The following is a 3,402-nucleotide window of genomic DNA, read 5'->3' as shown; positions in this document are numbered from 1 at the left end:
GCTGCGCAACGGTTCGGGTTTTGTGCTGTATGCCCTGATGGACGCGGTGGTTGACCGTTACTTTCCCATCCTCGACGCACTCGAGACCGAGTTGGAGCTGATCGAGAAGGAAATCTTCACGCCCGGTGCTGCGCGAAAGAACATCGAACGGCTCTACGAACTCAAGGGCAGCGTGATGGTGCTCAAGCACGCAGTGGCGCCGCTGCTCGAAGGGGCCAGCAAACTCTATGGCGGCCGGGTTCCTCAGATCTGCAGTGGAGTGCAGGATTATTTTCGCGACGTGGTTGACCATTTGTCGCGCATCAACGCATTGATCGAAAACATGCGTGACACCATAGGCACTGCTATCCAGGTGAACCTGGCGATGGTGACGATTGAAGAGAGCGAAGTGACCAAGAAGCTCGCGGCCTGGGCCAGTATCTTTGCGGTCTGCACGGCGTTTGCCGGCATATGGGGCATGAACTTCGAAGCCATGCCCGAACTCAAATGGCGTTACGGCTACCTCATGGCCATCAGCATGATTGTGGTGGCGTGCTCTTTACTCTATTGGCGTTTCAAGCGCGCACGCTGGCTTTAAGTTACGACACGCGAGGCGGGGTAAACGCCGTGCGCGCTGCCAGCGCGGACTTGCGGCTGGCGCAACCTTCGATATGGTCGTTGACCAGGCCCATGGCCTGCATGAAGGCATACATCGTGGTGGGGCCCACAAAGCTCCAACCGCGTTTCTTCAAATCCTTGGACAGTGCGATGGAGGCCGGAGAAGTCGGCATGGCTTTCACGGCCTCGTGCGTGATGCGTGCGGGCCGGCTCTTGGCTTCGGGCTCCAGCCGCCAGACAAAAGCGCCCAGCGAGCCAAATTCTTTTCGGAGCTCGATGACGCGCTTGGCATTGTTGATGGTCGAAGCAATCTTTCCCGCGTGTCGCACAATGCCGGCGTCATTGACCAGGCGTTTGATGTCACGCTCGCCAAAGCGGGCCACCTGCTCGGCATCGAAGTTGGCGAACGCGCTGCGAAAGGATTCGCGTTTGTTCAGGATGGTCAGCCAGCTGAGGCCGGCCTGAAAACCTTCAAGGCAGATTTTTTCGAAGAGCCGGCGTTCATCGTCCACCGGAAAGCCCCACTCGCTGTCGTGGTAGTTGCGGTAGATGGGCGTCGCCTGGCACCAGGCGCAGCGCGCGGTGTGGGTGTCATCGATAAAAAGGCCGGCAGCCGGGGAGGGTGCAACGTTGGGGCGCTTGGGCGGGATGGCGGAAGGCATGGGCAATTTTAGGCAAATGCGGGCAGGGCCGTGCGGGTGAGGTGATTCATCTTTGGCCGCCCGGCAGTATCATGAAGCACGCTCCCTTTCATCGATCCACAACTTCGGAACAACGCACCATGTCCATCCAGCTTTGGCTCGCTTTCGTCGCCGCAACCGCCGTCCTGCTCATCATCCCGGGCCCGACCATCCTGACGGTCATCAGCTACTCGATGGCGCACGGCAAGCGTGCCAACATCCCGTTGGTGGCCGCCGTGGCGCTGGGTGACTCGACGGCGCTGGTGGTCTCGTTGTTCGGCCTGGGCGCCTTGCTCGCGGCATCGGCCTTCTGGTTCACGCTAGTCAAGTGGGCCGGTGGCCTGTATTTGCTTTACCTGGGCATCAAGCTCCTGCGCGCCGGAATTTCGCCCATGCAGGCGGCAGCGCCCGAGGTGCCTGGCTCCTTGTGGAAGCTGTTCGGCAACACTTACCTGGTCACTGCACTCAACCCCAAGGGCATTGTGTTTTTTGTGGCTTTCCTGCCCCAGTTCGTCAACCCCGGCGCCGACGTGACGCGACAGCTCTGGGTGCTGGCGGTGACCTTTGTGGTGATGGCCAGCCTGAACGCCACGCTGTATGCGGTGTTTGCCGCGTCGGCCCGTACACTGCTGGCCTCACCGCGCGCTCAGCGGCGTTTTAATTTCGCGGGCGGCTCGCTGCTGTCCATGGCCGGTGTCTGGGCCTTGCTGGCCAAGCGGCCGGCCTGAATTCAGGCCGGCCTGCCGAGTGCCTGCTGCATCACCGCCGCGCCCTGGGTCATCATCGTGTCGATGTATTCCCCCAGTGCATCGGGCAGCACGTCGGTGATCCAGACAAAGCGGGTGCGGTTTTCGCCCTCGGAAAACAGCTGCGCCGAAGCCATGTGATGGGTGGCCTTGCCGCCGACCACGGTGTAGCTGAGGCGGTGCATCCCTTCATGGATGCCCACCAGCACTTCGTGCGCGACCATGCCGTTGGCAAAGGTTACGGTGCGGCTGCCTTCGCCAGGTTTGCAATCGACCACGAAGCCCGGCGCAAGGCGCCGGTGCACAGCGTTGAAATCGCGCAGCGCGTCCCAGACGCTGTCTATGCCGGCGTCGACGGTGAATTCCTTGTAGATCGTGGCCATGGCGACCCCAGTCTGGCTGGCGCCGGGGTGGCGCCTTGTCATCGCAGCATAGCAATCAAACCGGGCGAAGTCAGCCCTGTTAAGCACCGGTTACAAACGCTTCCCGCGCAGCCTCAGTGCATTGCTGATCACCGACACCGAACTCAGGCTCATCGCCAGGGCCGCGATCATGGGCGACAGCAGCCAGCCGGTAAAGGGAAAGAGCAGCCCCGCGGCCAGCGGGACACCGAGGGAGTTGTAGACGAAGGCAAAACCGAGGTTCTGCTTCATGTTGGTGATCGTCGCCTCCGAAATTTTCCGGGCTTGCGCGATGCCGCGCAAATCACCTTTCACCAGCGTGATCTGGGCGCTGTTCATGGCCACGTCGGTACCTGTGCCCATGGCAATGCCCACGTTGGCCTGGGCCAGGGCCGGGGCGTCATTGATGCCGTCGCCGGCCATGGCAACGATATGGCCTTCCTCTTGCAGGCGCTTGACCAGTGCCAGCTTGTCTGCCGGCTGCACGCCGCCGTGCACTTCGTCAATGCCCAGGCGCCCGGCGATGGCTTTGGCTGTGGTCAGGCCGTCGCCTGTGGCCATGATCACGCGCAAGCCAGCGGCTTTGAGCGCCGCCAGCGCCTCGGGCGTGCTGGCTTTCACCGGGTCGGCCACGGCGAGCAGGCCCGCAAGCTTGCCGTCGACCGCCAGGTGCATCACGCTGGCGCCTTCGGCCCGCAGGGCCTCCGCCTGGGCCAGCAGCGAATCTACTGACACGCCAGCTTGCGCCATCAACTCCGTATTGCCGAGTGCGAGCAGCCGGCCGGCTACACGCCCGTTGACGCCGATGCCGCTGGCGGACTCGAAGTTCTCTGGCGTGTCCAGCGCCAGGCCGCGCGCGCGTGCTGCGGCCACCATGGCTTCGGCCAATGGGTGTTCGCTGCCCTGGTCCAGGCTGGCGGCCAGCCGCAGCACTTCGTCGGCGCTGAAGCCCACTGCGGGAACTGCGCGGTCGAACGC

General features: G+C 62.9%; 5 protein-coding genes. 2 read left to right on the top strand and 3 right to left on the bottom strand.

What is annotated here, in order from left to right; translation table 11 throughout:
- A partial coding sequence (locus AC1D1X_RS18875) for a magnesium and cobalt transport protein CorA (RefSeq protein WP_477698882.1) occupies window positions 1–577 on the top strand: 577 nt, incomplete at its 5' end.
- 1 nt (window position 578) lies between these two features.
- On the opposite strand, the gene AC1D1X_RS18870 is transcribed toward AC1D1X_RS18875, so the two are convergent.
- Complete coding sequence (locus AC1D1X_RS18870; protein ID WP_477671409.1) at window positions 579–1,259, bottom strand: DNA-3-methyladenine glycosylase I; 681 nt, start codon at window positions 1,257–1,259, stop codon at window positions 579–581.
- Window positions 1,260–1,378: 119 nt separating this feature from the next.
- Here AC1D1X_RS18870 and AC1D1X_RS18865 point away from each other — a divergent pair, with 119 nt between their 5' ends.
- Window positions 1,379–2,005, top strand: a complete 627-nt coding sequence (locus AC1D1X_RS18865; protein ID WP_477671410.1) for a LysE family translocator — start codon at window positions 1,379–1,381, stop codon at window positions 2,003–2,005.
- 2 nt (window positions 2,006–2,007) lie between these two features.
- Here AC1D1X_RS18865 and AC1D1X_RS18860 read toward each other — a convergent pair whose 3' ends face one another.
- Together AC1D1X_RS18860 and AC1D1X_RS18855 are read right to left on the bottom strand one after the other, a co-directional pair.
- The gene (locus AC1D1X_RS18860) at window positions 2,008–2,406 is read right to left on the bottom strand and encodes an SRPBCC family protein (RefSeq protein ID WP_477671411.1); all 399 of its coding nucleotides are present in this window, start codon (window positions 2,404–2,406) and stop codon (window positions 2,008–2,010) included.
- 90 nt (window positions 2,407–2,496) lie between these two features.
- A partial coding sequence (locus tag AC1D1X_RS18855; protein WP_477698881.1) for an HAD-IC family P-type ATPase occupies window positions 2,497–3,402 on the bottom strand: 906 nt, incomplete at its 5' end.

Source organism: Polaromonas sp. P1_G4 (assembly GCF_056405475.1).
The sequence above is the reverse complement of the archived record's forward strand: the minus strand, read 5'-3'. Positions and strand labels throughout refer to the sequence as shown.

What these genes read in the sequence shown, in the direction of transcription:
- AC1D1X_RS18865 (WP_477671410.1), top strand. Translation starts at nt 1,379, where the DNA reads ATGTCCATCCAGCTTTGGCTCGCTTTCGTCGCCGCAACCGCCGTCCTG.
- AC1D1X_RS18870 (WP_477671409.1), bottom strand. Translation starts at nt 1,259, where the DNA reads ATGCCTTCCGCCATCCCGCCCAAGCGCCCCAACGTTGCACCCTCCCCG.
- AC1D1X_RS18860 (WP_477671411.1), bottom strand. Translation starts at nt 2,406, where the DNA reads ATGGCCACGATCTACAAGGAATTCACCGTCGACGCCGGCATAGACAGC.